The organism is Enterobacter sp. Tr-810, from assembly GCF_011752765.1.
GTDB classification, from domain to species: Bacteria; Pseudomonadota; Gammaproteobacteria; order Enterobacterales; family Enterobacteriaceae; genus Enterobacter; species Enterobacter soli.
Map to the genome: position 1 here is coordinate 456,035 of NZ_VWWW01000003.1, position 25,678 is coordinate 481,712.

Sequence of the window (25,678 nt, forward strand, 5' to 3'; positions counted from 1 at the left end):
ATGAACTTACATGAATATCAGGCCAAACAGCTGTTTGCCCGGTATGGCTTACCGGCTCCGGTGGGTTATGCCTGTACTACCCCGCGTGAAGCAGAAGAAGCCGCATCTAAAATCGGTTCCGGCCCTTGGGTAGTTAAATGTCAGGTTCACGCTGGTGGCCGTGGTAAAGCGGGCGGTGTGAAGGTTGTTAAGAGCAAAGAAGAGATCCGTGCTTTTGCTGAACATTGGCTCGGTAAGCGCCTGGTAACCTATCAAACAGATGCGAATGGCCAGCCTGTTAACCAGATCCTGGTAGAAGCGGCGACCGATATCGCAAAAGAATTGTACCTCGGCGCAGTGGTAGACCGTAGCTCCCGTCGCGTGGTGTTCATGGCGTCTACTGAAGGCGGCGTGGAAATCGAAAAAGTGGCAGAAGAAACCCCTCATCTGATCCACAAAGTGGCCATTGATCCGCTGGCAGGCCCAATGCCTTACCAGGGTCGTGAGCTGGCGTTCAAACTGGGTCTGGAAGGTAAACTGGTTCAACAGTTCACCAAGATCTTCATGGGCCTGGCGACAATCTTCCTGGAGCGCGATCTGGCGCTGATCGAAATCAACCCGCTGGTTATCACCACTCAGGGCGATCTGATCTGCCTCGACGGTAAGCTGGGCGCTGACGGCAACGCACTGTTCCGCCAGCCGGATCTGCGCGAAATGCGTGACCAGTCTCAGGAAGATCCGCGTGAAGCGCAGGCTGCACAGTGGGAACTGAACTACGTGGCACTTGATGGCAACATCGGCTGCATGGTTAACGGTGCGGGCCTGGCAATGGGCACCATGGACATCGTTAAGTTGCACGGCGGCGAGCCAGCGAACTTCCTCGACGTAGGTGGCGGCGCAACCAAAGAGCGCGTAACCGAAGCGTTCAAAATCATTCTCTCTGACGACAATGTTAAAGCCGTTCTGGTTAACATCTTCGGCGGTATCGTACGTTGCGACCTGATCGCTGACGGTATCATCGGCGCGGTGGCAGAAGTGGGCGTTAACGTCCCGGTTGTTGTGCGTCTGGAAGGTAACAACGCTGAACTCGGCGCGAAAAAACTGGCTGACAGCGGCCTGAATATTATTGCAGCGAAAAGTCTGACGGATGCAGCTCAGCAGGTTGTTGCCGCAGTGGAGGGGAAATAATGTCAGTTTTAATTAATAAAGATACCAAGGTTATCTGCCAGGGCTTCACCGGTAGCCAGGGGACTTTCCACTCCGAGCAGGCGATTGCCTACGGTACGCAGATGGTTGGCGGTGTCACGCCAGGTAAAGGCGGTACCACTCACCTGGGTCTGCCAGTGTTCAACACCGTACGCGAAGCCGTAGAAGCGACGGGCGCAACCGCGACCGTTATCTACGTTCCGGCGGCATTCTGCAAAGACTCCATTCTGGAAGCGATCGACGCAGGCATCAAACTGATCATCACCATCACCGAAGGCATCCCGACCCTGGACATGCTGACTGTGAAAGTGAAGCTGGATGAAGCAGGCGTGCGTATGATTGGCCCGAACTGCCCAGGTGTTATCACCCCGGGCGAGTGCAAAATCGGCATCATGCCAGGTCACATTCACAAACCAGGCAAAGTGGGCATCGTTTCCCGCTCTGGCACCCTGACGTATGAAGCGGTTAAACAGACCACTGACTACGGTTTCGGCCAGTCCACCTGTGTGGGCATCGGTGGTGACCCGATCCCGGGCTCTAACTTCATCGACATCCTGAAACTGTTCCAGGAAGACCCGCAGACCGAAGCGATCGTCATGATCGGTGAAATCGGCGGTAGCGCAGAAGAAGAAGCCGCTGCGTACATCAAAGATCACGTGACTAAGCCTGTAGTGGGCTACATCGCGGGCGTCACGGCGCCGAAAGGCAAACGTATGGGCCACGCAGGCGCAATCATCGCGGGCGGTAAAGGTACAGCGGATGAGAAATTCGCTGCGCTGGAAGCTGCTGGTGTGAAAACTGTGCGCAGCCTGGCCGATATCGGCGAAGCACTGAAATCCATCATTAAGTAAGTCCTCTCTGCTCCCAGGACTGGGAGCTTTGAAATAAAAATGTCCGTTTCGACATGGTTGGCCGCTGAAAAGCGGCCTTTTTTATTGCGCTCGGCATGTCATGAAATAGTCACAAACCGGTGTTAATTTACGGACTTGTAAAAGTAAAATATTTGTTATTTATTTGCGTTAAAGAAAGGGAGTGGAAAAATACGTAAGACCAACTAAAATTAATGTCCTTCCTGTATCCACCCGCCTGCGTCACAATAGTTAATTAAAATCACTTTTGTTTATATTAATAATCCCATTCGATAACTTCAGATGTATTTGTGTATACATATATTTAACATGGTTTTTACTCCGTTTACCGCATCGGCACACAATTAACATAAAGACTTAATTTTGATTTAAATCAATGTTTAATGTTTGGAAAAAGGACTCAAAAGGCGCTAAATTGTGCCAGATCAAAATGGCTGAAAAGTGGTAGTTTTGCTATAAGTTGATCACCGTCGTAAAACGTAAATGTGATTCAATAAAAACCTGTTTATTGTAAGGGTTTTGCAGCGTATTATATTTGCGGGATCAATTTGGGTTTTTTATTAACGTATTTGCAACCTTTCATCACTGCTTTTTCCTCCAGGAGAGAATAGGCAACGAAGAAGGGGAGTAGATAACTTTGTATTGGGGCATGTGTGTGGATCTCTCTTACGGGTTTCACTCTCGGAGTCTTCATGCGATGAGCAAGGAGTCATGATGTTAGATATAGTCGAACTGTCGCGCTTACAGTTTGCCTTGACCGCGATGTACCACTTCCTGTTTGTGCCACTGACGCTCGGTATGGCGTTCCTGCTGGCCATCATGGAAACGGTCTACGTCCTCTCCGGCAAACAGATTTATAAAGATATGACCAAGTTCTGGGGCAAGTTGTTTGGTATCAACTTCGCACTGGGCGTGGCAACCGGTTTGACCATGGAGTTCCAGTTCGGGACTAACTGGTCTTATTATTCCCACTACGTTGGGGATATCTTCGGTGCGCCGCTGGCCATTGAAGGTCTGATGGCCTTCTTCCTCGAATCCACCTTTGTAGGTCTGTTCTTCTTCGGTTGGGACCGTCTGGGCAAAGTCCAGCATATGGCGGTCACCTGGCTTGTGGCATTGGGTTCCAACCTGTCCGCGCTGTGGATCCTGGTGGCGAACGGCTGGATGCAAAACCCAATCGCATCTGATTTCAACTTCGAAACCATGCGTATGGAGATGGTCAGCTTTGCCGAGCTGGTCCTGAACCCGGTAGCTCAGGTTAAATTCGTTCACACCGTGGCATCTGGCTACGTTTGTGGTGCGATGTTCGTTCTGGGTATCAGTTCCTACTACATGCTGCGCGGCCGTGACTTTGCTTTCGCTAAGCGCTCCTTTGCTATCGCTGCTAGCTTCGGTATGGCTGCAATCCTCTCCGTTATCGTTCTGGGTGATGAATCCGGTTACGAAATGGGTGACGTGCAGAAAACCAAACTGGCTGCTATCGAAGCTGAGTGGGAAACCCAACCGGCTCCGGCTGCCTTTACCCTGTTCGGTATCCCGGATCAGGATGCGCAGCAAAACCACTTCTCTATTCAAATCCCTTACGCGCTGGGCATCATCGCAACCCGCTCCGTCGACAAACAGGTTACTGGCCTGAAAGATCTGATGGTGCAGCATGAAGGCCGTATCCGTAATGGTATGAAAGCTTATTCACTGCTGGAGCAGCTGCGTGCTGGCTCAACCGATCAGTCTGTACGCGATGAGTTCAACAGCGTGAAGAAAGACCTGGGTTACGGGCTGCTGCTCAAACGCTATACCCCGAACGTCTCTGACGCGACGGAAGCGCAAATCCAGCAGGCTACCAAAGACTCCATTCCACGCGTTGCGCCACTGTACTTCGCATTCCGTATCATGGTGGGCTGCGGCATCCTGATGCTGCTTATCATCGCAGCGTCCTTCTGGTCAGTTATTCGTAACCGTATCGGTCAGAAAAAATGGCTGCTGCGTACCGCGATGTACGGTATTCCACTGCCGTGGATTGCTATCGAATCCGGTTGGTTTGTGGCGGAATATGGCCGTCAGCCATGGGCGATAGGTGAGGTGCTGCCAACGGCAGTAGCGAACTCCTCCCTGACAGCGGGCGATTTGATCTTCTCCATGCTGCTGATTTGTGGTCTGTATACCCTGTTCCTGGTGGCTGAACTGTTCCTGATGTTCAAGTTCGCGCGCCTTGGCCCAAGCAGCCTGAAAACCGGTCGCTATCACTACGAGCAGTCCGCTGCGACTACTCAGCCGGCACGCTAAGACAGGAGTCATCAAATGATCGATTATGAAGTATTGCGTTTTATCTGGTGGCTGCTGGTTGGTATTTTGCTGATTGGCTTTGCTGTCACCGACGGTTTCGACATGGGGGTGGGGATGCTCACCCGTTTCCTCGGTCGTAATGACACCGAGCGTCGAATTATGATCAACTCCATCGCCCCGCACTGGGACGGTAACCAGGTGTGGCTCATCACCGCGGGCGGCGCGCTGTTTGCTGCCTGGCCGATGGTCTACGCTGCTGCGTTCTCCGGCTTCTATGTGGCGATGATTCTGGTGCTGGCGTCTTTATTCTTCCGTCCGGTCGGTTTCGACTACCGTTCCAAGATTGAAGACACCCGCTGGCGCAACATGTGGGACTGGGGCATCTTCATTGGTAGCTTTGTTCCACCGCTGGTGATTGGTGTGGCGTTCGGTAACCTGTTACAGGGTGTTCCGTTCCACATTGATGAGTACATGCGTCTTTATTACACCGGTAACTTCTTCCAGCTGCTGAATCCGTTTGGTCTGCTGGCGGGCGTGGTGAGTGTGGCGATGATCATTACTCAGGGCGCGACTTACCTGCAAATGCGTACGGTAGGTGAACTGCATCTGCGTTCACGTGCAACCGCTCAGCTGGCTGCCCTGGTGACGCTTGTCTGCTTCGCACTGGCCGGTGTCTGGGTGGTGTACGGTATCGATGGCTACGTGGTGACTTCTGCGATGAACCATGCTGCGCCATCTAACCCGCTGACGAAAGAAGTGGTGCGTCAGGCTGGTGCCTGGATGACTAACTTCAACAACATGCCTGTGCTGTGGGTTATCCCGGCTCTGGGTGTTCTGTTGCCGCTGCTGACCGTGCTGACGTCCCGTCTGGAAAAAGGCGCTCTGGCGTTTGTGTTCTCTTCACTGACGCTGGCGTGCATCATTCTGACGGCGGGTATCGCGATGTTCCCATTCGTTATGCCGTCCAGCACCATGATGAACGCAAGTCTGACCATGTGGGATGCAACATCTAGCCAGCTGACGCTGAACCTGATGACGTATGTTGCGTGCGTGTTCGTACCGATTATTCTGCTCTACACCACCTGGTGTTACTGGAAAATGTTCGGTCGTATCACGAAAGAAGACATCGAACGTAACACTCATTCCCTGTACTAAGTAAGGAGCTGAATATGTGGTATTTCGCATGGATTTTGGGGACGCTTCTTGCCTGTGCATTTGGCATCATTACTGCCCTGGCGCTTGAGCACATTGAAGCGTCCAAAGCGAGTGACGAAAAACACTAATGAACATTATCGCGACGCTTTACGCGGTAATGGATAAGCGCCCGTTAAGGGCGCTTTCTTTAGTGATGGCATTACTGCTGGCAGGTTGTATTTTCTGGGACCCTTCGCGTTTTGCAGCGAAGACCAGCGAGCTCGAGATCTGGCACGGTTTCTTCATCATGTGGGCCGTGTGCGCAGGTGTTATTCACGGCGTTGGCTTTCGTCCGAAAGCCATTCACTGGCAGGGTATTTTCTGCCCGCTGATTGCCGATCTGGTGCTTCTCGCTGGGCTGATTTTCTTCTTCTTCTGAATAAGAAATGTCCGTTAATCATATGGGCTTACCCGAGCCCATAAAAATTTACTCTCCGTTTACTTTCTCCCATTCCAAACCACCTTTCCCGCGCGTATAGTAGCGAAGTTTGAAAGCTCCAACTTTTCTTGTATTACCGGGATGTAAAGTGAATACAACGCTGTTTCGATGGCCGGTTCGTGTCTACTACGAAGATACCGATGCCGGTGGTGTGGTTTACCACGCCAGCTACGTTGCTTTTTATGAACGGGCACGCACAGAGATGCTGCGCCATCATCACTTTAGCCAGCAAGTGCTGTTGGCTGAGCGAGTTGCCTTTGTGGTACGCAAGATGACGCTTGAGTATTTTGCGCCTGCCAGACTCGACGATATGCTCGAAGTCCAAACAGAAATAACATCAATGCGCGGAACCTCACTGGTGTTCACGCAACGGATCCTCAATGCAGAGAACACGGTACTGAACGAAGCTGAAGTACTGATTGTCTGTGTTGATCCACTCATCATGAAGCCTCGTGCGCTTCCTAAGTCTATTGTCGCGGAGTTTAAGCAGTGACTGACATGAATATCCTTGATTTGTTCCTGAAGGCAAGCCTTCTGGTTAAACTTATCATGTTGATTTTGATTGGTTTTTCAATCGCATCCTGGGCCATCATCATCCAGAGAACGCGTATCCTCAATGCCGCTGGCCGCGAGGCTGAAGCGTTTGAAGACAAGTTCTGGTCTGGTATCGAACTTTCCCGTCTGTATCAGGAAAGCCAGGGGCGTCGGGATAACCTCGCAGGCTCCGAACAAATTTTTTACAGCGGTTTCAAAGAATTCGCCCGTTTGCATCGCGCTAACAGCCATGCACCGGAAGCGGTCGTTGAAGGTGCGTCTCGTGCGATGCGCATTTCCATGAACCGTGAGCTGGAAACCCTTGAAACGCATATTCCTTTCCTTGGCACAGTCGGTTCCATCAGCCCGTATATCGGCCTGTTCGGTACAGTGTGGGGGATTATGCACGCCTTTATCGCCCTGGGTGCGGTGAAGCAGGCAACGTTGCAGATGGTTGCTCCGGGTATCGCAGAAGCACTGATCGCGACCGCTATCGGTCTGTTCGCCGCTATCCCGGCGGTTATGGCCTATAACCGTCTGAATCAGCGCGTGAACAAACTGGAACTGAACTACGACAACTTTATGGAAGAGTTCACCGCGATTCTGCACCGTCAGGCGTTTACCAGCACCGAGAGTAACAAGGGGTAAACCATGGCCAGATCGCGTGGACGAGGTCGTCGCGAGCTCAAGTCCGAAATCAATATCGTTCCTCTGCTGGACGTACTGTTAGTGCTGTTGCTTATCTTTATGGCAACAGCGCCGATAATCACCCAGAGCGTGGAAGTTGATCTGCCGGATGCGACAGAATCACAGGCGGTAAGCACCAATGACGATCCTCCGGTCATCATTGAGGTTTCCGGCGTAGGGCAATACAGCGTGGTGGTAGAAAAAGATCGTATGGATCAGTTACCGCCAGAGCAGGTGATTGCCGAAGCGCAGCGCCGCCTGGAGTCAAATCCGAAGACGGTCTTCTTAATCGGTGGTGCAAAAGATGTGCCTTACGATGAAATTATAAAAGCGCTGAACTTGCTCCATAGCGCGGGCGTTAAGTCTGTTGGCTTAATGACGCAGCCTATTTGATCACCTGCTAGCAGTGGGATACGAGTTTTTGGGAACCGATAGTGTCAAAGGCAACCGAACAAAACGATAAGCTTAAGCGAGCGATAATTATCTCCGCAGTGCTGCACGTTATTCTTTTTGCGGCACTGATCTGGAGTTCGTTCGACGAGCATATAGATGCATCAGCTGGCGGTGGTGGGGGTTCTTCCATCGACGCCGTCATGGTGGATCCTGGTGCGGTAGTACAAAACTATAATCGCCAGCAACAACAGCAGGCGAGTGCAAAACGTGCTGAAGAGCAGCGTGATAAACAGGCGCAACAGCAAGCTGAGGAACTGCGTGAAAAGCAGGCCGCAGAGCAGGAGCGTTTGAAGCAGCTCGAGAAAGAACGTTTGCAGGCGCAGGAAGCAGCAAAAGAGCAGGCGGAACAGCAGAAACAGGCTGAAGCCGCTGCTAAAAAAGCGCAGGAACAGCAGAAACAAGCCGAAGAGGCCGCAACGAAAGCGGCTGCTGATGCGAAAGCTCAGGCTGACGCACAGGCAAAACTGGCTGCAGAAGCCGCGAAGAAAGCCGCAGCGGATGCCCAGAAACAGGCTGAGGAAGCAGCGAAGAAAGCGGCTGCCGATGCTCAGAAGAAAGCTGAAGCCGAAGCTGCGAAAAAAGCCGCAGCAGATGCTCAGAAGAAAGCTGAAGCAGATGCCGCGAAAAAAGCCGCTCAGGAAGCCGAGAAGAAAGCTGCCGCCGATGCAGCTAAGAAAGCGGCTGCCGCTGAGAAAGCTGCTGCGGAAAAAGCCGCTGCTGCTGAGAAGGCTGCTGCCGCCGCTGAGGCTAAGAAAGCTGCCGCCGCTGAGAAGGCTGCTGCGGATAAAGCTGCCGCTGCTGCAAAAGCTGCTGCTGATAAGAAAGCCGCTGCGGCTGCTAAAAAGGCTGCCGCGGAAAAAGCCGCTGCTGCATCGGGAGTGGATGACCTGCTGGGCGACCTGAGTTCTGGTAAGAATGCGCCGAAAGGCACGACCAGTGGTAGCGCTGGTGGTTCATCTCCTGCTAAAGGAAGTAAGCCGGGGCAGGGTGGTGCATCTCAGGCAGAGATTGCTTCGTACATCTCTCAGGTTCAGGCAGCTATTCGTGGTCACCTGTATGACTGGGATACCTACAAAGGCAAAACCTGTACTTTGCGTGTAAACATCAGTTCAGACGGCTCGATACTTAGCGTGAAACCGGAAGGTGGGGATGATGCGTTCTGTCAGCAGATGCTGTCTGCGACCAGCAGAATGACGAAGTTCCCTAAACCGCCGTCTCAGGCTGTGTATGAAACGTTTAAAAATGCACCGCTGGACTTCAAACCTTAAGTTACATTTTCCCCGTGCAAACGGGGAAAAATAGACCAGGTTTAGTCACAGGGTTCTGGTAGTTTTGTCTATTTGAGTTTGTTAACATTCTGCTAAATTATCGCGGGTAAGGTTACCCAGATAAGGGAGATATGATGAAGCAGGCATTACGTGTAGCATTTAGTTTCTTAATGCTGTGGGCAGCTGTGCTGCACGCAGAAGTACGTATCGAGATCACCCAGGGGGTAGACTCGGCACGCCCAATCGGTGTTGTACCGTTCCAGTGGGCCGGTCCTGGCGCTGCACCAGAAGATATTGGTGGCATCGTTGCGGCTGACCTGCGTAACAGCGGTAAATTCAACCCGTTAGATCGTTCTCGTCTGCCTCAGCAGCCGGGCACTGCGCAGGAAGTTCAACCTGCTGCATGGTCTGCGCTGGGTATTGATGCGGTTGTTGTAGGCCAGGTAACTCCTAGCCCGGACGGCGGCTATAACGTGGCTTATCAGCTGGTGGATACTGGCGGTGCGCCAGGTACCGTTCTGGCTCAGAACTCTTACAAAGTGAACAAGCAGTGGCTGCGTTATGCTGGTCACACAGCGAGTGACGAAGTGTTCGAGAAGCTGACCGGTATTAAAGGCGCTTTCCGTACCCGTATCGCTTATGTGGTACAGACCAACGGTGGTCAGTTCCCGTATGAACTCCGCGTGTCCGATTACGACGGTTACAACCAGTTCACAGTTCACCGTTCTGCACAGCCGCTGATGTCTCCGGCATGGTCTCCAGACGGTTCTAAACTGGCTTATGTCACTTTCGAAAGCGGCCGTTCTGCGCTGGTCATTCAGACGCTGTCAAACGGTGCTGTACGCCAGGTTGCGTCCTTCCCGCGTCACAACGGTGCGCCGTCATTCTCTCCGGATGGTTCAAAACTGGCATTTGCCCTGTCTAAAACCGGTAGCCTGAACCTGTACGTGATGGACATTGGGTCTGGCCAGATCCGTCAGGTGACTGATGGTCGTAGCAACAACACTGAGCCGACCTGGTTCCCGGATAGCCAGAACCTGGCGTTTACTTCCGACCAGGCAGGCCGTCCACAAATCTATAAAGTGAATGTCAACGGCGGTGCTCCGCAGCGTATTTCCTGGGAAGGTACACAGAACCAGAACGCAGACGTGAGCAGCGACGGTAAGTTTATGGTAATGGTCAGCTCCAACGGTGGGCAGCAGCACATTGCCAAACAAGATCTGGTAGCGGGTGGCGTTCAAGTTCTGTCGTCAACGTTCCTGGATGAAACGCCAAGTCTGGCACCTAACGGCACTATGGTAATCTACAGCTCTTCTCAGGGGATGGGATCTGTGCTGAATCTGGTTTCTACAGATGGGCGTTTCAAAGCGCGTATTCCGGCTACTGATGGACAGGTAAAATCACCTGCCTGGTCGCCGTATCTGTAAATAATAATTAATTGATTACTAAAGGAATCATAGAAATGCAACTGAACAAAGTGCTGAAGGGGCTGATGATCGCTCTGCCTGTAATGGCAATCGCAGCGTGTTCTTCTAACAAGAACGCAAGCAATGACCAGAGCGGCGAAGGCATGATGGGTGCCGGCACCGGTATGGACGCGAACGGCAATGGCAACATGTCTTCTGAAGAGCAAGCGCGTCTTCAGATGCAGCAGCTGCAGCAGAACAACATCGTTTACTTCGATCTGGATAAGTACGACATCCGTTCTGACTTCGCTGCGATGCTGGATGCTCACGCTAACTTCCTGCGTAGCAACCCATCTTACAAAGTCACCGTAGAAGGTCACGCGGACGAACGTGGTACTCCAGAGTACAACATCTCCCTGGGTGAACGTCGTGCTAACGCTGTTAAAATGTACCTGCAAGGTAAAGGCGTTTCTGCTGACCAGATCTCCATCGTTTCTTACGGTAAAGAAAAACCAGCAGTACTGGGTCATGACGAAGCGGCTTACTCCAAAAACCGTCGTGCCGTACTGGTTTACTAAGAGAATTGCATGAACAGTAACTTCAGACATCATCTGTTGAGTCTGTCGTTACTGGTTGGAATAGCGGCCCCCTGGGCCGCTTTTGCTCAGGCACCAATCAGTAGTGTCGGCTCAGGCTCGGTTGAAGACCGTGTCACTCAACTCGAGCGTATTTCTAATGCTCACAGCCAGCTTTTAACCCAACTCCAGCAGCAACTTTCTGATAACCAAAGCGATATTGATTCTTTACGTGGGCAGATCCAGGAAAGTCAGTATCAGCTTAATCAGGTTATGGATCGTCAGAAGCAGATCATGTTGCAAATCGATAGCCTGAGTAATGGTGGTGCAGCTGCACAGCCAGCAGCGGGCGATCAGAGTGGTGGTGCTGCGGCAACACCGGCTCCGGCAGCAGATGCTTCAGCCTCGACAGGTGCGCCTGTACAGAGCGGTGACGCGAATACGGATTACAACGCGGCCATTGCCCTGGTACAGGACAAATCTCGTCAGGACGATGCTATCGTTGCGTTTCAAAACTTCGTCAAGAAGTACCCTGATTCCACTTACCAGCCAAATGCGAATTACTGGCTTGGTCAGCTGAATTACAACAAGGGTAAGAAGGATGATGCGGCGTTCTATTTTGCCTCTGTGGTGAAAAATTACCCAAAATCACCTAAAGCACCTGATGCGATGTTCAAGGTCGGCGTGATCATGCAGGACAAAGGTGATACCGCAAAAGCGAAAGCCGTCTACCAGCAGGTTGTGACGAAATTCCCGGGTACCGAAGGTGCCAAACAGGCGCAAAAACGTCTGAGTTCGATGGGATGATTACCGCATGACCAGAAATCGCGTTTTTTCTGGTCGTGCAGCATGATTACTAAGCAGTTAAGTGATCTTCATCGAAATTTTTGTTGCGCAGAATTCTTAAATCAGTAATATATGCCGCCGTTGCCACGGGATATCAAACAACGTGAAAGCAGCGCAAAAGTGGGTCGTTAGCTCAGTTGGTAGAGCAGTTGACTTTTAATCAATTGGTCGCAGGTTCGAATCCTGCACGACCCACCAATAATCTGGTGGATAGCAGTAATTAAACGTGAAGGATAACGTTGCGTAAGCAACGGCCCGTAGGGCGAGGCAAAGCCGAGTCATCCTGCACGACCCACCACTTAAAGCAGTTCCGGTAGTACAGAGTGGGTGATTAGCTCAGTTGGTAGAGCATCTCCTTTACACGGAGGGGGTCGGCGGTTCGAGCCCGTCATCACCCACCACTCGGGTCGTTAGCTCAGTTGGTAGAGCAGTTGACTTTTAATCAATTGGTCGCAGGTTCGAATCCTGCACGACCCACCAATTCTTATTGGTTCCGAGTGATAATTCAGGCAATACCCAGATGGGTCGTTAGCTCAGTTGGTAGAGCAGTTGACTTTTAATCAATTGGTCGCAGGTTCGAATCCTGCACGACCCACCAGCCTGAATAAATTTGAAGTACATCCCGCAAGGGTCGTTAGCTCAGTTGGTAGAGCAGTTGACTTTTAATCAATTGGTCGCAGGTTCGAATCCTGCACGACCCACCAATGTAAAAAAGCGCCCTAAAGGCGCTTTTTTGCTATCTGCGATTTGAACGATTCGAAACTGCCGCAGGTTCGAGCCTCATCTTGTGAGGCAGCGGAGCCGTTTACGGCGACGACCCGAAGGGCGAGAGAAGCGAGTCATCCTGCACGACCCACCAATGTAAAAAGGCGCCCTAAAGGCGCCTTTTTGCTATCTGCGACTCCAGAGCCTAAAGCACATTGCCTGATGGCGCTGCGCTTATCAGGCCTACGAAAAACAAAACTCAGGCCCTGTCATGTCGGGTAAGGCAAAGCCGCCACCCGACAAATGCTGCGCGCACCTATTTCCGGTGACTTTTCACCTCAAATTCGCTATCTTGTTTAGTATACAAAACACAATTGCCACCCGTTTTGCTATGTCATGCAAAAGAAAGGCAATATTGTTAAGCCAGTAAAACGAGAAGCCATAATGAGTGTGATGTTCGATCCAGAAGCAGCGATCTATCCCTTCCCACCAAAGCCCGTCCCGCTAACCCTGGATGAAAAACAGTTCTACCGTGAGAAGATCAAACGACTTCTCAAAGAGCGTGATGCGGTGATGGTGGCGCATTACTACACCGACCCGGAAATTCAGCAATTGGCGGAAGAGACAGGCGGGTGTATCTCCGATTCCCTGGAGATGGCGCGCTTTGGCGCAAAACATCCCGCTTCCACGCTACTGGTGGCGGGCGTGCGTTTTATGGGTGAAACGGCAAAAATCTTAAGCCCGGAAAAAACCATCCTGATGCCGACGTTAAACGCCGAATGCTCGCTCGATCTCGGTTGCCCAATCGAGGAGTTTTCCGCGTTCTGCGATGCGCATCCTGACCGTACTGTTGTGGTCTACGCTAATACCTCTGCCGCGGTCAAAGCACGTGCAGACTGGGTAGTGACCTCCAGCATTGCGGTAGAGCTGATTGAACATCTGGATAGCCAGGGCGAGAAAATTATCTGGGCACCCGATCGTCATCTTGGGAACTATGTTCAAAAGCAAACCGGTGCCGATGTCCTCTGTTGGCAGGGCGCATGTATTGTGCATGATGAATTCAAAACACAAGCGCTGGCACGTATGAAGGGGCTATACCCTCAGGCGGCCATTCTCGTTCACCCGGAATCACCGCAGTCGATTGTTGATATGGCCGATGCCGTTGGGTCAACCAGTCAGCTGATTAATGCTGCGAAGACGCTACCGCATAAGCAACTTATTGTGGCCACCGATCGCGGTATCTTCTATAAGATGCAACAGGCCGTGCCGGAAAAAGAGCTGCTCGAAGCGCCGACCGCAGGAGAGGGCGCAACTTGCCGTAGCTGCGCCCACTGCCCGTGGATGGCGATGAACGGCCTGAAAGCCATTGCAGAAGGGTTAGAAGCGGGTGGTGCGGCCCATGAAGTACATGTGGATGCCGCATTGCGTGAAGGCGCGTTAATTCCGCTTAACCGAATGCTGGATTTTGCGGCTACACTACGTACTTAATTCAACACGCCCAGGGGAAAAGATGGATTTTTTTAGCACGCAAAACATTCTGGTTCATATACCGATTGGTGCGGGTGGCTACGACCTGTCATGGATTGAAGCGATAGGTACACTGGCTGGCCTGCTTTGTATCTGGCTGGCCAGCCAGGAGAAGATCAGCAACTACGCGTTTGGGCTTATCAACGTCACGCTGTTTGCGATTATTTTCTTCCAGATCCAGCTCTACGCTAGCCTGCTGTTGCAGCTGTTCTTCTTTGCCGCCAATATTTATGGCTGGTATGCCTGGTCGCGTCAGAACAGCCAGCAGGAAGCAGAACTCCAGATCCGCTGGTTGCCGCTACCTAAAGCAATCGCCTGGTTTGTGGCCTGCATAGTCGCTATCGGCTTAATGACCGTGTTTATCAACCCGGTGTTCGCCTTCCTGACACGCATTGCGGTGTCAGTGATGTCAACGCTTGGGCTGAATGTCGCTATGCCCGAGCTCCAGCCTGATGCCTTCCCGTTCTGGGATTCCTGCATGATGGTGCTGTCGATTGCGGCGATGATCCTGATGACCCGCAAGTACGTCGAAAACTGGTTGCTGTGGGTCATCATTAACGTCATCAGCGTGGTGATTTTCGCCCTACAAGGCGTTTACGCCATGTCGCTGGAATATCTGCTGCTGACCTTCATTGCGCTCAACGGTAGTCGTATGTGGATAAACAGCGCGCGTGAGCGTGGCTCACACGCGCTATCCAGTTAATGATGGTGATGATGTGAATGGCCGGACTGCATCTCGTTAAGATGGCAGTCCGGACCGTTACAGGGCTGATATTCCATCTGGATGGTTGCGTGAGCAATCTCGTAGTGGTGTTCCAGGAAATGCTGAATGCGTTCAAGTAGCGCATCATGATCGTGAGGTGGGATCACCTGGACATGCAGCGTCATAATCGGTTTTTCACCCACCAGCCAGACATGAACATGGTGCACGTTTCGCACTTCCGGGATCGAGCGGCACAGGTTGCGCTTGAGCGCCGGGATATCCAGCGAAGTGGGCGCACCCTCCAGTAACTCATTAACACTCTCTTTCAAAAGCCGCCAGGCACTGCGCAGCACAAGGCATGAAACCAGCACCGACAGGATCGGGTCGATAGGTGTCCAGCCTGTGTAGAGGATAACCAGCGCAGCCGCAATAGCCCCTACCGAACCCAGCAAATCACCCAGCACGTGAAGCGCCGCGGCCCGCACGTTCAGATTCTTTTCGCCGCTGCCGCGATGCAAAATCCAGAATGCCAGGATGTTGGCAAGCAGTCCGGCAACGGCAATAACCATCATGGTTGCACCGGCAACAGGCTGCGGGTGCCTGAATCGCTGAAATGCCTCCCAGACGATAAGAATGGTAATAACAACCAGCGCAATGGCGTTAACAAAGGCCGCAAGGGTCGTCAGCCTGAGCCAGCCAAACGTATGACGGGCGTTTGGTGGCCGACGTGCAAACTGTACTGCCAGCAGTGCAAACAGCAGGGCAGCGGCGTCGGTAAGCATATGCCCGGCGTCTGCCAGCAGCGCCAGAGAGCCTGAAATCAGCCCGCCGATGACCTCGATGACCATAAAGGTTGCAGTAACCCCGAAAGCCAGCGCCAGCCGCTTAACGTTGTCGTCACCTGAAGTGTGTGAATGGGAGTGGGTGTGCGCCATGTCTTCTTTCCTGATTTGTTATTATTTTTAGTGTAGCGTTTTTAAGAGGTTAAATAAAAAAGGAGAGCTCAGGCTCTCCTTTGGTCAGAATATTCAATGTTATTGCGTGGTGCCATCCGTTTTGGTATCAGCATCGTTCCCCACTTTGTCATTCGGGTTCGGGCATTTACCGTCTTTACACATCGAATTTTTATGCACCTCATCCGTGGTCATACCGTCATGATTCATTGTGCCCGAACCGGTACCGTTCGGATGGAGCATTGTCCCACCCGTATTGGTGCTGCCGTTGTTGATATGGCTGTTATCGACATTATTAGGGGCGATGTTCTGTTTGGCATCAGGGGCGACCTGGCCTGCTGATGCTGCGGCATTGGCGTCACCGTTGCCTTCAGATGCGCTCGTTTCTGCGGCGAGCACGCTACCGCTTGCCAGGGTGAGGGTGGCGGTCAGGAAAAGGGTTGCCAGTTTCGTCATTTTCATCATGCTGCTCCTGTTTTTGTCGTTACGCTGGATAACATTTCCAACAGTGCATCTCGTTCACAGGCGAAAGATTCTGGTATACAGACTTACGTCAGTATCGAATCGCGTTTAATCACTCAAAAATAGTTGTTACAGTTAAAAAGATTAGGCCAGAACTCACTTTTCGCTATTTTGTGGCGATTTTTAGGCTAATTCCAGGAATTATCTGCGTGAAGTGTAAAATCCCGTTTACACTTCCTGGCCGACGAGATAGATTGAAAGGATTGCAATCATTACTAAAGATATGGCAGAGCTGAACAGAAAATGAATTATCAGAATGACGATTTACGCATTAAAGAGATCAATGAGTTATTACCTCCAGTAGCACTCCTTGAAAAATTCCCCGCCACAGAAAACGCAGCAAACACGGTTTCTCATGCCCGCAAAGCGATCCATAAGATCCTGAAAGGTAATGACGATCGTCTTCTGGTGGTGATTGGCCCATGCTCCATTCACGATCCTGCGGCGGCTAAAGAGTACGCTTCCCGCCTGATTAAACTGCGTGATGAGCTAAAAGGCGAGCTGGAAGTCGTGATGCGCGTTTATTTTGAAAAGCCGCGTACCACCGTGGGCTGGAAAGGGCTGATTAACGATCCTCACATGGATAACAGCTTCCAGATCAACGACGGTCTGCGCATCGCGCGTAAGCTGCTGCTGGAAATCAACGACAGCGGTCTGCCAGCTGCCGGTGAATTCCTGGACATGATCACCCCACAGTATCTTGCCGACCTCATGAGCTGGGGCGCTATCGGCGCACGTACCACAGAATCTCAGGTGCACCGCGAACTGGCATCCGGCCTTTCTTGCCCGGTTGGTTTCAAAAACGGGACCGACGGCACTATCAAAGTGGCCATTGACGCAATCAATGCCGCAGGCGCGCCGCACTGCTTCCTGTCAGTGACCAAATGGGGTCACTCTGCCATCGTGAACACCAGCGGCAACGGCGATTGCCACATCATCCTGCGCGGCGGTAAAGAGCCGAACTACAGCGCAAAACATGTGGCAGAAGTGAAAACCGGTCTTGAGAAAGCAGGGCTGTCACCGCAGGTGATGATCGACTTCAGCCACGCTAACTCCAGCAAGCAATTCAAAAAGCAGATGGAAGTGGGTACGGACGTTTGTCAGCAGATTGCGGGCGGCGAAACGGCAGTCATCGGTGTGATGATCGAAAGTCACCTGGTTGAAGGCAACCAGAATCTGGAAGGCAGCGAGCCGCTGGTTTATGGCAAGAGCGTGACGGATGCCTGCATTGGCTGGGAAGATACTGACACGATTCTGCGTCAGCTGGCGGAAGCGGTAAAAGCACGTCGCGGCTGATACGGATTCTGGCAATAAAAAAGCGTGGATTGCTCCACGCTTTTTTTATGTCTGGCGAAAATTACTTCGCTTTACCCTGGTTCGCTACGGCCGCCGCTTTTGCAGCGATTTCATCAGCGTTACCCAGATAGTAGTGTTTGATTGGTTTGAAGTTTTCGTCGAACTCGTATACCAGCGGCACGCCAGTTGGGATGTTCAGTTCGAGGATCTCGTCTTCACCCATGTTATCCAAAAATTTCACCAGCGCGCGCAGGGAGTTACCGTGAGCTGCGATGATCACGCGCTCACCGCTTTTCAGGCGTGGCAGAATGGTTTCGTTCCAGTAAGGCACAACGCGGTCGATGGTCAGCGCCAGGCTTTCGGTCTGTGGCAGTTCAGCATCGGTCAGTTTCGCATAGCGCGGATCGTGGCCCGGGTAACGCTCGTCATCTTTGGTCAGCTCTGGTGGAGTCACTGCGAAGCCACGACGCCACTGTTTAACTTGCTCGTCACCGTATTTTTCAGCGGTTTCAGCTTTGTTCAGGCCTTGCAGAGCACCGTAGTGACGCTCGTTCAGTTTCCAGGATTTCTCAACTGGCAGCCATGCCTGATCCAGCTCGTCCAGAACGTTCCACAGAGTGTGGATGGCACGTTTCAGCACAGAGGTGTAAGCAAAATCAAAGCTGAAGCCTTCTTCCTTCAGCAGTTTACCTGCTGCTTTTGCTTCGCTTACGCCTTTCTCGGACAGGTCAACATCGTACCAACCGGTAAAGCGGTTTTCGTTGTTCCACTGGCTTTCGCCGTGGCGCACCAGAACCAGCTTAGTAATAGCCATCTCTTACTCCTCAAGCATTTTGAATGATAACAATTCTCATTATATTGCCGTGTCAGTGCCAGCGGCAACGCTTAACCATAACCATAGCGAAAATAGTCTCTCAGTGTAAGCTGCTTGTGAATCCAGGGTTATGATTTTGTCTATGAGTGGCGCTATTTTCAGCAAGATGGACAAAAAAAAGCCCTCATGGCGAGGGCTCTACATTTCCCAGGATTGCGCCTGGCGTTATGCGTGAGGAATAAAATGATATTCCGTCACGCTAACGTACTCTTCACCCGGGCGCAGCACGCAGTCTGGCTGCGGCCATTCCGTGTGGTTAGGGCTGTCCGGGAGGAACTCGCTTTCCAGCGCCAGGCCCTGCCAGTCGCTGTACTCGTTATGCGCGCGGGCTGGCGTGCCGCCGAGGTAGTTACCCGAATAAAATTGCAGGGCAGGGGCCGTGGTGTAGACCGTCATCTGCAACTTTTCATCCGCCGACCAGACGTGGGCCGCTGGCTGCTTCACGTCGCCTTGTGCCTGTAACAGGAAAGCGTGGTCGTAACCTTTCACTTTGCGCTGATCGTCATCGCTCAGGAAATCCTGGGCGACAGGTTTTGCCGCGCGGAAATCAAAGCTGGTGCCGCTCACCGATTTCAGGCCCTGGTACGGAATACCCATCTCATCGACCGGCAGATAGTCATCTGCCAGCAGCTGAAGCTTATGCTGGCGAACATCGCACTGGTTACCGTCGAGATTGAAATACGCGTGGTTAGTCATATTGACCGGACAGGCTTTATCAGTCGTTGCGCGGTACTCAATCGCAATACGGTTATCTTCCGTCAGGGTAAAACGCGCCGTGGCGGCGAGATTACCCGGGAAGCCCTGATCGCCATCAGGAGAGTCTAGCGAGAACAGCACTTCGCCATCATTCTGCTGAACAATCTGCCAGCGGCGTTTATCAAATCCTTCCGGCCCGCCGTGCAGCTGGTTTTCGCCCTGGCTGGACAGCAGCGGATAGCTCACGCCATCCAGTACAAAACGGCTTTTGGCGATGCGGTTGGCGTAACGGCCCACGGATGCGCCGAGATAGGCCGCCTGAGTAATGTATTGTTCCGGCGACGCGCAGCCGAGCAGGGTTTCACGTACGCTGCCATCGGGCATAGGCACACGTGCTGAGAGTAATGTTGCGCCCCAGTCCATCAGCGTAACCACCATCCCTGCGCTGTTGCGCAGGGTTAACAGGCGATACGGCAGACCATCCGGTGCGAGGGTTGGCGTTTCGTTTAGCACTGTCCCGCTCCTTGTGTTGCTTTACACACATAGAAGGTTTCTTTGATGCCGGTTTTCGCTTCGTATTGTTTCGCTACGGCATCCTGAACGGCCGGAACCAGCTCTTCAGGCACCAGCGCCACGATGCAGCCGCCGAAACCGCCGCCAGTCATGCGCACACCGCCTTTATCGCCGATGGTGGCTTTAACAATCTCAACCAGGGTGTCGATTTGCGACACGGTGATTTCGAAATCATCGCGCATGGAGGCATGGGATTCAGCCATCAGTTCACCCATGCGTTTCAAATCACCTTTTGCCAACGCTGAAGCAGCTTCAACCGTACGGGCGTTTTCCGTCAGAACATGGCGAACGCGTTTGGCAACGATCGGATCAAGCTCATGGGCAACTTTGTTGAATTCATCGATAGAAACGTCGCGCAGGGCAGTCTGCTGGAAGAAACGCGCGCCGGTTTCGCACTGCTCGCGACGGGTGTTGTACTCGCTGCCTACCAGGGTACGCTTGAAGTTACTGTTGATGATAACGACCGCCGCGCCTTTTGGCAGCGGAACCGCTTTGCTTCCCAGAGAGCGGCAGTCAATCAGCAGCGCGTGCTCTTTCTTGCCGAGGGCCGAAATCAGCTGATCCATAATGCCGCAGTTACAGCCAACGAACTGGTTTTCTGCTTCCTGACCGTTCAGCGCGATTTGCGCGCCGTCCAGCGGCAGATGGTAAAGCTGCTGGAATACAGTACCTACCGCCACTTCCAGCGAAGCCGATGAGCTCAGCCCGGCACCCTGCGGGACGTTACCGCTGATCACCAGATCGGCACCGCCGAAGTTTTTATTGCGCTTTTGCAGATGCTTAACCACTCCGCGCACGTAGTTCGACCATTGCTGGGTATCGTGGGCAATAATCGGGGCATCCAGAGAGAATTCGTCAGTCTGGTTGTCATAATCCGCCGCTACCACGCGAACCTTGCGGTCATCACGTTTAGCGCAGCTGATCACCGTCTGGTAATCAATGGCGCAGGGCAGCACGAAGCCGTCGTTATAATCTGTGTGTTCGCCAATCAGGTTTACGCGGCCAGGCGCCTGAATAACGTGGGTGGCAGGGTAGCCAAATGTTTCAGCAAACAGGGATTGTGTTTTATCTTTCAGACTCATTTTTTTTAGACTCCTGATTCGCGATAGTGGACGTCGCTAACGGCGCGCAGACGTTCTGCCGCCTGTTCTGCCGTCAGATCACGCTGGGTTTCGGCCAGCATTTCGTAGCCCACCATAAATTTACGTACCGTCGCGGAACGCAGCAGCGGCGGATAGAAATGGGCATGTAACTGCCAGTGTTGATTTTCTTCACCGTTAAACGGTGCGCCGTGCCAGCCCATCGAATAAGGGAAGGAACACTGGAACAGGTTGTCGTAGCGGCTGGTCAGTTTTTTCAGCGCCAGTGCCAGATCATCACGCAGCGCATCGCTGAGGTCGGTGATGCGTTGCACATGTGCTTTTGGCAGCAGCAACGTTTCAAATGGCCAGGCAGCCCAGTACGGCACAACGGCCAGCCAGTGTTCGGTTTCGACCACGGTACGGCTGCCATCAGCCAGCTCGCGTTGGGTGTAATCCACCAGCATCGGCGAGCCATTCTGCGCGTAATACTCTTTTTGCAGACGGTCTTCGCGCTCGGCTTCGTTTGGCAGGAAGCTGTTCGCCCAAATCTGGCCGTGCGGGTGCGGGTTAGAGCAACCCATCGCCGCACCTTTGTTTTCGAACACCTGCACCCAGGGATAGGTTTGACCTAACTCTGCGGTCTGTGCCTGCCAGGTGGTTACCACCTCTTTCAGGGCCTCGACGCTCAGTTCCGGCAACGTTTTGCTGTGATCGGGCGAGAAGCAGATCACGCGGCTGGTGCCACGTGCGCTTTCACAACGCATCAGCGGATCTTCGCTTTCCGGTGCATCCGGGGTGTCGGTCATCAGGGCTGCAAAATCGTTGGTGAAAACGTATGTTCCCTTGTAGTCAGGGTTGGTATCGCCGGTGACGCGCGTGTTGCCCGGACACAGGAAACAGTCTGGATCATGCTGAGGCAGCGTCTGTTTTGCAGGCGTTTCTTGCGCCCCCTGCCAGGGGCGCTTGGCGCGATGCGGTGAAACCAAAATCCATTGCCCGCTGAGCGGGTTAAAACGACGATGCGGATGATCGACGGGATTGAATTGCGTCATGACAAATCCTTAATTCGGATAGCCCTGTGGGTGGCGTGACTGCCAGTGCCAGGTATCCTGTGCCATTTCATCAAGCGTGCGCGTTACACGCCAGTTAAGCTCTTTATCGGCTTTGGTTGCATCAGCCCAGTAAGCCGGAAGGTCGCCATCGCGGCGGGGTGCGAAGTGATAATTCACCGGCTTGCCACACGCTTTGCTGAAGGCATTTACCACATCCAGCACGCTGCTCCCGACACCCGCGCCGAGGTTGTAAATATGCACGCCCGGTTTGTCTGCCAGCTGCTGCATCGCTGCAACGTGACCATCGGCCAGGTCCATGACATGAATATAGTCACGCACGCCGGTGCCATCTTCGGTTGGATAATCGTTACCAAAAATCGCCAGTGAATCGCGACGGCCAACAGCCACCTGCGCGATATACGGCATCAGGTTGTTTGGGATGCCCTGCGGGTCTTCACCCATATCGCCTGATGGATGTGCGCCAACCGGGTTGAAGTAACGCAGCAGGGCGATGCTCCAGTCAGGCTGCGCTTTTTGCAGGTCGGTCAGGATCTGTTCCACCATCAGCTTGCTTTTGCCATACGGGCTTTGTGGCGTACCGGTCGGGAAGCTTTCGACATAAGGGATTTTTGGCTGATCGCCATACACGGTGGCAGACGAGCTGAAGATAAAGTTTTTCACGTTTGCTGCGCGCATGGCTGAAATTAAGCACAGCGTACCGTTGACGTTGTTGTCGTAATACTCAAGCGGTTTTGCGACCGATTCGCCAACGGCTTTCAGACCGGCAAAGTGGATCACGGTTTCAATGGCGTGGTCGTGAAGGATCTCGGTCATCAACGCTTCGTTGCGAATATCGCCTTCGACGAAGGTAGGTTGTTTGCCGCCAAGACGTTCAATCACAGGCAGCACGCTGCGCTTACTATTGCACAGGTTGTCGAGGATGATGACATCATGTCCGTTTTGCAGCAGCTGCACGCAGGTATGACTACCGATGTAACCGCTACCACCTGTTACCAGAACTCGCATATTTCGCTCCATTGGGCTTATGGTATGAATTAACCATAGCATAACAGAGACGCGAAAAGTGTGACATGGGATAAAATAGTGGAATCGTTTACACTAATCATCGCACCTTAATTTTGAATGGACGGTAGCATTCTAGATCAAAGAGATAACGTTGTAATGTTGCAGGTAATCTGAAAAGCGGGGGCAGGGCCCCCGTCTGATTAATCGATTTTGCTCAGAAGGTAGCGATAGCTCTCACCATCCGGGATGAATTCCAGTCGGTGGGTAATGCAGGAAGGGGCATCTTCGGCGTGATGTGACACAAACAACAGCTGGGTTTCACCTTCCCCAATCAGCACATCCACAAAGCGTCTAATTAGCTGACGATTGAGCGGGTCCAGCCCCTGGAGCGGTTCGTCGAGGATCAACAAGGTAGGATGTTTCACCAGCGCACGGACGATGAGTGCCAGCCGCTGCTGTCCCCACGACAGGCTATGAAACGGCGCGTCAGCGACCCGGTTATCCATGCCCAGAATATCCAGCCACTGCTGCGCCAGCTTGTGCTGTTTGTCCGAAACTGCCTGATAAATGCCGATGGAATCGAAAAAACCCGACAAAATAACGTTGCGCACCGTGGTGCTAACGCGATAGTCCAGATGCAAACTGCTGCTGACGTAGCCAATATGTTTTTTGATGTCCCAGATGGTTTCGCCACTTCCGCGACGACGGCCAAACAGGGTGAGATCGTTACTGTAACCCTGCGGATGATCGCCGGTTATCAGGCTCAGCAGCGTCGATTTCCCCGCCCCGTTAGGGCCAGTGATCTGCCAGTGTTCGCCGGGGTTTACCGTCCAGCTCAGCTGGTTAAGGATAGGGCGATCGTTATAAGAAACCACGCCGTTATGCAGCACAATACGCGGCTGGTGGGGATCTAAGCCGTGTCGGGCAGAAGGAGCGTCAGGTTCAGGGAGCGAAATACCGTCCAGTTTTTCACTGTGCGCCAGCTGCGCAATCAGGGCCTGCTTCAGTAATGCGGCTTTTTCACCGGTTTCGGTCAGGCTACAGTCTGCTAATACTCCAGCGTTTTGCACAAAATCCGGGATTTCATCAAAGCGGTTAAGCACCAGAACCAGGGTGTAACCTTGCTGATTGAGCTTTTCCAGCAGGGTGGCTAGCTGGGCGCGGGATTGCACGTCCAGCCCGTCGAAGGGCTCATCCAGGATCAGCAGTTCCGGCTCGCTCATCAGCGCCTGACACAGCAGCGTTTTTCGCGTCTCGCCGGTGGAAAGATATTTAAAGCGTCTGTCCAGAAGGGCGGTAATGCCGAATTGTTCGGCCAGATAGTGGCAGCGTGCGCTGTCTTTTATCTCATCCTGGATTATCTCGGCCGTAGTGCGGCCGGTATCTTCTTCACCGGGGCTCAGCAAATCGGTGTTGTTACGCTGCCATTCATCGCTGACCAGCTTTTGCAGTTGCTCAAACGAGAGGCGAGTCAGACGCGTAAAGTCGCACTGACGTTCACCTTTAAGCTGCGTAAGCTCGCCTGCCAGTGCGCGCGCCAGGGCAGATTTACCGCTACCGTTTGTGCCGACAAAGGCCCAGCTTTCCCCTGCGCGTAACGTTAAATCAGGAAGCGCCAGCGTTCGGGTATCGCTAAGACGAAACGTACCTTGCGAAATATGCAATGATGACATGATTTATCCCATTTTTTGCAGCAATAAGCGTCAGGGATACTCACAGTCGGCACGCTTGTCAATGCGCTTAGCATAATGTGGCGATAATCACCCGGTCTGCGTTGAAATATGCGGTGACGACAGCACCTTCTTCTAACTCAGCGGCATCGGCGAGTGGCACGGTGGCACACAGAATTTGCCCATCCGGTAAGGTCATGAGCACCTCACACTGCTCCTCGCCGCGTTCAATGTGGCTGATTGCGCCGTGCAGTTGGTTATCGGCGTGTTTCGCCAGCTCAGGGTCGCGCGTGATGCTGACCCAGGGGGCTTTCAGTAAAACCAGAACTTCTTTGCCTTCGTCCAGCCCGAGGCGCTCTCCGCTTTGCGCGGTGATGGCGGCTTTCAGACGCGTCGCGCCGTCTGCCAGCAGGATCTCAATATGTTGTTGTACATGCGAGTTGTCCCTGGCCGTCACGGTACCAAACCACTGGTTGCGGGCACTGGTCTGGAGCGAGAAACGAGAAATGGCCGCCAGCAGGCTGTCCAGGGGAACGTTGTCGTCATCGCTTAAGACATCAAAGGCTTTTTGCTGAATCTGTGCCAGCAGATCGTAAAGCTGAATCAGACGCTGACCGTAGCGGGTCAATACCGCACCGCCGCCGCCCTTACCGCCAGTCGCTCTGTCGACCAGCGCCTGTTCGCTCAGGGTGTTCATCTCATTGATGGCATCCCAGGCGCTTTTGTAGCTGATGCCGGCGTTTTTTGCCCCCTGGCTAATTGAGCCCGTTTGTTCTATTTGTTTTAGCAGGGCGATACGTCGCGGATCGGCGAAAAGCTTCTGCTGAAGTCGTAAGGTGAGGAGAATTTCGGCCTGCATAACAATGTCCTGGCAAAAAGTGTATTGTGACCCAAATGCCCCTACGGGCAAAGTGCACCGCACAAAAGGGGATGTTTTTCTCACTTGAAAGGGTAGAATAAGCCGTTCACAATGTCTGGAGAAAACCATGTTAGAGTTGTTGAAAAGTCTGGTATTCGCCGTGATCATGGTACCAGTAGTGATGGCTCTCATCCTCGGTGCTATCTACGGCCTGGGTGAAGTGTTCAACGTGTTTTCGAACATCGGTCACAAAGACCAGCCTAAAAAGCAGCATTGATTCCCTACAAAACGCCCGGCCAGTCCGGGCGTTTTGCTCTCAAGTTTCTTCCTTCCCCGCCGATATTATTCACAACATCGGGTGAGTTTACTCATTAATCGGTACGATTTAACGCTAGGATATC

The 25,678-nt window shown here is 52.8% G+C and carries 26 protein-coding genes and 5 tRNA genes; 22 read left to right on the forward strand and 9 right to left on the reverse strand.

The window, feature by feature from the left end; genetic code table 11:
- The 20 genes from sucC to pnuC all read left to right on the forward strand — a co-directional run bounded on the left by sucC (position 1) and on the right by pnuC (position 14,674).
- Positions 1 to 1,167 carry an ADP-forming succinate--CoA ligase subunit beta gene (sucC, locus tag F3J30_RS12250; RefSeq protein WP_014069379.1) on the forward strand — a complete coding sequence of 389 codons (1,167 nt, stop codon included), beginning with the start codon at positions 1 to 3 and terminating at the stop codon, positions 1,165 to 1,167.
- The gene (gene sucD / locus F3J30_RS12255) at positions 1,167 to 2,036 is read left to right on the forward strand and encodes a succinate--CoA ligase subunit alpha (protein WP_166717411.1); all 870 of its coding nucleotides are present in this window, start codon (positions 1,167 to 1,169) and stop codon (positions 2,034 to 2,036) included. Before sucC ends, sucD begins: the two co-directional genes overlap by 1 nt.
- A 732-nt stretch (positions 2,037 to 2,768) precedes the next feature.
- Positions 2,769 to 4,337, forward strand: coding sequence for a cytochrome ubiquinol oxidase subunit I (cydA, locus tag F3J30_RS12260; protein WP_014069384.1), 1,569 nt, complete (start codon positions 2,769 to 2,771; stop codon positions 4,335 to 4,337).
- A 15-nt stretch (positions 4,338 to 4,352) separates the two neighbouring features.
- Entirely contained in the window at positions 4,353 to 5,492 is a 1,140-nt protein-coding gene (gene cydB, locus F3J30_RS12265; protein ID WP_014069385.1) for a cytochrome d ubiquinol oxidase subunit II, read from the forward strand.
- Positions 5,493 to 5,506: 14 nt separating this feature from the next.
- The gene (cydX, locus tag F3J30_RS12270; RefSeq protein ID WP_014069386.1) at positions 5,507 to 5,620 is read left to right on the forward strand and encodes a cytochrome bd-I oxidase subunit CydX; all 114 of its coding nucleotides are present in this window, start codon (positions 5,507 to 5,509) and stop codon (positions 5,618 to 5,620) included.
- Positions 5,620 to 5,910 (forward strand): cyd operon protein YbgE, encoded by a 291-nt coding sequence (gene ybgE, locus F3J30_RS12275; protein WP_014069387.1) that lies wholly within the window; start codon positions 5,620 to 5,622, stop codon positions 5,908 to 5,910. The genes cydX and ybgE overlap by 1 nt, the downstream gene beginning before the upstream one ends.
- Positions 5,911 to 6,058: 148 nt before the next feature.
- Complete coding sequence (gene ybgC, locus F3J30_RS12280; protein WP_014069388.1) at positions 6,059 to 6,463, forward strand: tol-pal system-associated acyl-CoA thioesterase; 405 nt, start codon at positions 6,059 to 6,061, stop codon at positions 6,461 to 6,463.
- On the forward strand, positions 6,460 to 7,152 hold the full coding sequence (gene tolQ / locus F3J30_RS12285) for a Tol-Pal system protein TolQ (RefSeq protein ID WP_014069389.1): 693 nt from the start codon (positions 6,460 to 6,462) through the stop codon (positions 7,150 to 7,152). The genes ybgC and tolQ overlap by 4 nt, the downstream gene beginning before the upstream one ends.
- Before the next feature lie 3 nt (positions 7,153 to 7,155).
- A complete protein-coding gene (tolR, locus tag F3J30_RS12290) occupies positions 7,156 to 7,584 on the forward strand; it encodes a colicin uptake protein TolR (RefSeq protein WP_003858589.1) in 429 nt (142 codons plus the stop codon).
- A 41-nt stretch (positions 7,585 to 7,625) separates the two neighbouring features.
- A complete protein-coding gene (gene tolA / locus F3J30_RS12295; protein ID WP_166717412.1) occupies positions 7,626 to 8,912 on the forward strand; it encodes a cell envelope integrity protein TolA in 1,287 nt (428 codons plus the stop codon).
- A gap of 134 nt (positions 8,913 to 9,046) precedes the next feature.
- Positions 9,047 to 10,339: a Tol-Pal system beta propeller repeat protein TolB gene (gene tolB / locus F3J30_RS12300; protein WP_014069391.1), complete on the forward strand. Its 1,293-nt coding sequence runs from the start codon at positions 9,047 to 9,049 to the stop codon at positions 10,337 to 10,339.
- 35 nt (positions 10,340 to 10,374) lie between these two features.
- Complete coding sequence (gene pal / locus F3J30_RS12305; protein WP_003858578.1) at positions 10,375 to 10,896, forward strand: peptidoglycan-associated lipoprotein Pal; 522 nt, start codon at positions 10,375 to 10,377, stop codon at positions 10,894 to 10,896.
- Between the two features lie 9 nt (positions 10,897 to 10,905).
- Positions 10,906 to 11,700 (forward strand): cell division protein CpoB, encoded by a 795-nt coding sequence (cpoB, locus tag F3J30_RS12310; RefSeq protein ID WP_014069392.1) that lies wholly within the window; start codon positions 10,906 to 10,908, stop codon positions 11,698 to 11,700.
- Positions 11,701 to 11,861: 161 nt separating this feature from the next.
- Positions 11,862 to 11,937: transfer RNA gene (locus F3J30_RS12315), tRNA-Lys, on the forward strand.
- A gap of 127 nt (positions 11,938 to 12,064) precedes the next feature.
- Positions 12,065 to 12,140: transfer RNA gene (locus F3J30_RS12320), tRNA-Val, on the forward strand.
- 3 nt (positions 12,141 to 12,143) lie between these two features.
- Positions 12,144 to 12,219 (forward strand) — tRNA-Lys (locus tag F3J30_RS12325).
- 42 nt (positions 12,220 to 12,261) lie between these two features.
- Positions 12,262 to 12,337: transfer RNA gene (locus tag F3J30_RS12330), tRNA-Lys, on the forward strand.
- Positions 12,338 to 12,367: 30 nt separating this feature from the next.
- A tRNA-Lys gene (locus F3J30_RS12335) sits at positions 12,368 to 12,443 on the forward strand.
- Positions 12,444 to 12,888: 445 nt separating this feature from the next.
- Entirely contained in the window at positions 12,889 to 13,932 is a 1,044-nt protein-coding gene (gene nadA / locus F3J30_RS12340) for a quinolinate synthase NadA (protein WP_166717413.1), read from the forward strand.
- A gap of 22 nt (positions 13,933 to 13,954) precedes the next feature.
- On the forward strand, positions 13,955 to 14,674 hold the full coding sequence (gene pnuC / locus F3J30_RS12345; RefSeq protein WP_166717414.1) for a nicotinamide riboside transporter PnuC: 720 nt from the start codon (positions 13,955 to 13,957) through the stop codon (positions 14,672 to 14,674).
- On the opposite strand, the gene zitB is transcribed toward pnuC, so the two are convergent.
- Both zitB and F3J30_RS12355 read right to left on the reverse strand, forming a co-directional pair.
- Positions 14,671 to 15,609, reverse strand: coding sequence for a CDF family zinc transporter ZitB (gene zitB / locus F3J30_RS12350; RefSeq protein ID WP_166717415.1), 939 nt, complete (start codon positions 15,607 to 15,609; stop codon positions 14,671 to 14,673). The genes pnuC and zitB overlap by 4 nt on opposite strands.
- Before the next feature lie 99 nt (positions 15,610 to 15,708).
- Positions 15,709 to 16,089, reverse strand: a complete 381-nt coding sequence (locus F3J30_RS12355; RefSeq protein ID WP_166717479.1) for a protein YbgS — start codon at positions 16,087 to 16,089, stop codon at positions 15,709 to 15,711.
- A 303-nt stretch (positions 16,090 to 16,392) separates the two neighbouring features.
- Between F3J30_RS12355 and aroG the strand changes: the two genes are divergently transcribed.
- The gene (gene aroG, locus F3J30_RS12360) at positions 16,393 to 17,445 is read left to right on the forward strand and encodes a 3-deoxy-7-phosphoheptulonate synthase AroG (protein ID WP_166717416.1); all 1,053 of its coding nucleotides are present in this window, start codon (positions 16,393 to 16,395) and stop codon (positions 17,443 to 17,445) included.
- A gap of 61 nt (positions 17,446 to 17,506) precedes the next feature.
- On the opposite strand, the gene gpmA is transcribed toward aroG, so the two are convergent.
- The 7 genes from gpmA to modE form a co-directional block, all read right to left on the reverse strand.
- A complete protein-coding gene (gene gpmA / locus F3J30_RS12365) occupies positions 17,507 to 18,259 on the reverse strand; it encodes a 2,3-diphosphoglycerate-dependent phosphoglycerate mutase (protein WP_014069398.1) in 753 nt (250 codons plus the stop codon).
- 225 nt (positions 18,260 to 18,484) lie between these two features.
- A complete protein-coding gene (galM, locus tag F3J30_RS12370) occupies positions 18,485 to 19,528 on the reverse strand; it encodes a galactose-1-epimerase (protein ID WP_166717417.1) in 1,044 nt (347 codons plus the stop codon).
- Positions 19,522 to 20,670, reverse strand: a complete 1,149-nt coding sequence (gene galK / locus F3J30_RS12375; protein ID WP_166717418.1) for a galactokinase — start codon at positions 20,668 to 20,670, stop codon at positions 19,522 to 19,524. The genes galM and galK overlap by 7 nt, the downstream gene beginning before the upstream one ends.
- Before the next feature lie 5 nt (positions 20,671 to 20,675).
- The gene (galT, locus tag F3J30_RS12380) at positions 20,676 to 21,722 is read right to left on the reverse strand and encodes a galactose-1-phosphate uridylyltransferase (protein ID WP_166717419.1); all 1,047 of its coding nucleotides are present in this window, start codon (positions 21,720 to 21,722) and stop codon (positions 20,676 to 20,678) included.
- Between the two features lie 9 nt (positions 21,723 to 21,731).
- Complete coding sequence (gene galE, locus F3J30_RS12385; RefSeq protein WP_014069402.1) at positions 21,732 to 22,748, reverse strand: UDP-glucose 4-epimerase GalE; 1,017 nt, start codon at positions 22,746 to 22,748, stop codon at positions 21,732 to 21,734.
- Positions 22,749 to 22,948: 200 nt separating this feature from the next.
- A complete protein-coding gene (gene modF / locus F3J30_RS12390; protein ID WP_166717420.1) occupies positions 22,949 to 24,421 on the reverse strand; it encodes a molybdate ABC transporter ATP-binding protein ModF in 1,473 nt (490 codons plus the stop codon).
- Positions 24,422 to 24,488: 67 nt separating this feature from the next.
- Complete coding sequence (modE, locus tag F3J30_RS12395; RefSeq protein ID WP_014069404.1) at positions 24,489 to 25,277, reverse strand: molybdenum-dependent transcriptional regulator; 789 nt, start codon at positions 25,275 to 25,277, stop codon at positions 24,489 to 24,491.
- Positions 25,278 to 25,404: 127 nt separating this feature from the next.
- Here modE and F3J30_RS12400 point away from each other — a divergent pair, with 127 nt between their 5' ends.
- Positions 25,405 to 25,554, forward strand: a complete 150-nt coding sequence (locus tag F3J30_RS12400; RefSeq protein ID WP_014069405.1) for an AcrZ family multidrug efflux pump-associated protein — start codon at positions 25,405 to 25,407, stop codon at positions 25,552 to 25,554.
- Positions 25,555 to 25,678: the final 124 nt, after the last annotated feature.

Bases quoted from the DNA above. Each gene is read 5' to 3' on its own strand.
- sucC (WP_014069379.1), top strand. From the start codon at position 1: ATGAACTTACATGAATATCAGGCCAAACAGCTGTTTGCCCGGTATGGC.
- sucD (WP_166717411.1), top strand. From the start codon at position 1,167: ATGTCAGTTTTAATTAATAAAGATACCAAGGTTATCTGCCAGGGCTTC.
- cydA (WP_014069384.1), top strand. From the start codon at position 2,769: ATGTTAGATATAGTCGAACTGTCGCGCTTACAGTTTGCCTTGACCGCG.
- cydB (WP_014069385.1), top strand. From the start codon at position 4,353: ATGATCGATTATGAAGTATTGCGTTTTATCTGGTGGCTGCTGGTTGGT.
- cydX (WP_014069386.1), top strand. From the start codon at position 5,507: ATGTGGTATTTCGCATGGATTTTGGGGACGCTTCTTGCCTGTGCATTT.
- ybgE (WP_014069387.1), top strand. From the start codon at position 5,620: ATGAACATTATCGCGACGCTTTACGCGGTAATGGATAAGCGCCCGTTA.
- tolR (WP_003858589.1), top strand. From the start codon at position 7,156: ATGGCCAGATCGCGTGGACGAGGTCGTCGCGAGCTCAAGTCCGAAATC.
- tolB (WP_014069391.1), top strand. From the start codon at position 9,047: ATGAAGCAGGCATTACGTGTAGCATTTAGTTTCTTAATGCTGTGGGCA.
- pal (WP_003858578.1), top strand. From the start codon at position 10,375: ATGCAACTGAACAAAGTGCTGAAGGGGCTGATGATCGCTCTGCCTGTA.
- cpoB (WP_014069392.1), top strand. From the start codon at position 10,906: ATGAACAGTAACTTCAGACATCATCTGTTGAGTCTGTCGTTACTGGTT.
- nadA (WP_166717413.1), top strand. From the start codon at position 12,889: ATGAGTGTGATGTTCGATCCAGAAGCAGCGATCTATCCCTTCCCACCA.
- pnuC (WP_166717414.1), top strand. From the start codon at position 13,955: ATGGATTTTTTTAGCACGCAAAACATTCTGGTTCATATACCGATTGGT.
- zitB (WP_166717415.1), bottom strand. From the start codon at position 15,609: ATGGCGCACACCCACTCCCATTCACACACTTCAGGTGACGACAACGTT.
- F3J30_RS12355 (WP_166717479.1), bottom strand. From the start codon at position 16,089: ATGAAAATGACGAAACTGGCAACCCTTTTCCTGACCGCCACCCTCACC.
- aroG (WP_166717416.1), top strand. From the start codon at position 16,393: ATGAATTATCAGAATGACGATTTACGCATTAAAGAGATCAATGAGTTA.
- gpmA (WP_014069398.1), bottom strand. From the start codon at position 18,259: ATGGCTATTACTAAGCTGGTTCTGGTGCGCCACGGCGAAAGCCAGTGG.
- galK (WP_166717418.1), bottom strand. From the start codon at position 20,670: ATGAGTCTGAAAGATAAAACACAATCCCTGTTTGCTGAAACATTTGGC.
- galT (WP_166717419.1), bottom strand. From the start codon at position 21,722: ATGACGCAATTCAATCCCGTCGATCATCCGCATCGTCGTTTTAACCCG.
- galE (WP_014069402.1), bottom strand. From the start codon at position 22,748: ATGCGAGTTCTGGTAACAGGTGGTAGCGGTTACATCGGTAGTCATACC.
- modF (WP_166717420.1), bottom strand. From the start codon at position 24,421: ATGTCATCATTGCATATTTCGCAAGGTACGTTTCGTCTTAGCGATACC.
- modE (WP_014069404.1), bottom strand. From the start codon at position 25,277: ATGCAGGCCGAAATTCTCCTCACCTTACGACTTCAGCAGAAGCTTTTC.
- F3J30_RS12400 (WP_014069405.1), top strand. From the start codon at position 25,405: ATGTTAGAGTTGTTGAAAAGTCTGGTATTCGCCGTGATCATGGTACCA.